The 1,803-nt window shown below is 65.1% G+C and carries 3 protein-coding genes and 1 pseudogene; all 4 read right to left on the bottom strand.

The features are described 5' to 3' along the window. On the bottom strand, positions 1–540 hold a 540-nt coding region (gene rplD, locus EOA32_RS36735), incomplete at its 3' end, for a 50S ribosomal protein L4 (protein WP_128374274.1). Continuing rightward, a complete protein-coding gene (rplC, locus tag EOA32_RS36740) occupies positions 540–1,256 on the bottom strand; it encodes a 50S ribosomal protein L3 (protein ID WP_067321479.1) in 717 nt (238 codons plus the stop codon). The genes rplD and rplC, both read right to left, overlap by 1 nt. A 94-nt stretch (positions 1,257–1,350) precedes the next feature. After that, entirely contained in the window at positions 1,351–1,659 is a 309-nt protein-coding gene (rpsJ, locus tag EOA32_RS36745; RefSeq protein ID WP_006205468.1) for a 30S ribosomal protein S10, read from the bottom strand. A gap of 66 nt (positions 1,660–1,725) precedes the next feature. Further along, positions 1,726–1,803 (bottom strand): annotated as a pseudogene (locus EOA32_RS36750) (elongation factor Tu); the annotation flags it as partial.

Below are 1,803 nucleotides of genomic sequence, written 5' to 3' on the forward strand. Positions count from 1 at the left end.
GATGCCCTGGATCGGCAGCACGTCGATGTTGGGAATGTTGGTCGCCGCCAGCTTGAAGTTCTGGTCAAGCTCGGCGCCGCCGATCACCAGGGCGTTGGTGAGCCCAAGCGTCTCGAGGCTCGCCACCAGCGCCTTGGTCTTGGCTTCGGCGAGCTTCAGCTCGTCGACGATGATCAGCGAAGCGCTCTTGGCCTTGGCCGAGAGAGCGTGCTTCAAGCCCAGCGCGCGCACCTTCTTCGGCAGCTCGTGCTCATGGCTGCGCACGACCGGGCCGTGCGCCTTGCCACCGCCGCGGAACTGCGGAGCGCGAGCCGAATGGTGACGGGCGCGGCCCGTACCCTTCTGCTTGTACATCTTGGCGCCGGTGCGCGCGATCTCGGCGCGGCCCTTGGCCTTGTGCGTGCCCTGCTGCTTCTTGGCCAGCTGCCAGCGCACGACGCGCTGCAGGATGTCCTCACGCGGGTCAAGGCCGAAGATCTCCTCGGAGAGCTTTACCTTGCCAGCGTCCTTGCCGCCGAGGGTTGTAATCTTGAGGTCCATTATTCCGCTCCCTCATTGGCCGGGGCATCGTTCTTGGCGGCAGCGGCACGGATCGCGGCTGGCTTCGGCGCGTTGGCCGGCAGCGCAACCTTGGCCGCGTCACGGACCAGGATCCAGGCGCCCTTCACTCCCGGGACGGCGCCGCGGATCAGGATCAGGCCGCGGTCGGCATCGGTCGAGACGACCTCGACATTCTGGGTGGTGACGCGGACGTCGCCCATGTGGCCGGCCATCTTCTTGCCCTTGAACACCTTACCGGGGTCCTGGCGCTGACCGGTCGAGCCGTGCGTGCGGTGCGAGACCGAGTTACCGTGCGTGGCGCGGCCGCCACCCATGTTGTGCCGCTTGATCACGCCCTGGAAACCCTTGCCGGTCGAGGTGCCCGTCACGTCGACCTTCTGGCCGGCGACGAAGTGCTCGACGGTGAGCTCGGCGCCGACGTCGATCATGTTGTCGGCGGAGACGCGGAACTCGGCGAGCTTCGCCTTTGGCTCGACGGAGGCGGCAGCGAAATGGCCGCGCATCGCCTTCGACGTGTTCTTCACCTTGGCAAGGCCAACGCCGAGCTGGACGGCGGTGTAGCCGTTCTTCTCCTGCGTGCGCTGCGCCACGACCTGGCAGTTCTCCATCTGGAGAACGGTGACGGGAACGTGTTCCCCGGCATCGTTATAGATGCGGGTCATTCCCACCTTCTTTGCAATCACACCTGAACGCATCGGTTCAATTCCTTTAGAGTTCCCTGTCGGGGCTGACGCCCCTCCACGCCTCTTGCTTCCTTCAGAGTTCCGGGTCGCCCCGCCCTCTTGTTCCTTAGAGCTTGATCTCGACGTCGACACCGGCGGCCAGATCGAGCTTCATCAGAGCATCGACCGTCTGCGGGGTCGGATCGACGATGTCGAGCAGTCGCTTGTGGGTGCGCATCTCGAACTGCTCGCGGCTCTTCTTGTCGACGTGAGGCGACCGGTTGACCGTGAACTTTTCGATCCGCGTCGGCAGCGGAATGGGGCCGCGGACGTTGGCGCCGGTGCGCTTGGCGGTCGACACGATTTCGCGCGTCGAGGCGTCGAGCACCCGGTGGTCAAACGCCTTAAGGCGGATGCGGATATTCTGTCCGTTCATGCGTCAATTCCTTGTTCTGGCGCGGCGCGGGCAGCCCCGCGCCCGCGACAGATCCGTTTCGTCCAGTTATTCTTTGATGGTGACGACGATGCCGGCACCGACGGTGCGGCCGCCTTCACGGATGGCGAAGCGCAGCTTCTCTTC

Source organism: Mesorhizobium sp. M1A.F.Ca.ET.072.01.1.1 (genome assembly GCF_004023325.1).
Taxonomy (GTDB): Bacteria; Pseudomonadota; Alphaproteobacteria; order Rhizobiales; family Rhizobiaceae; genus Mesorhizobium.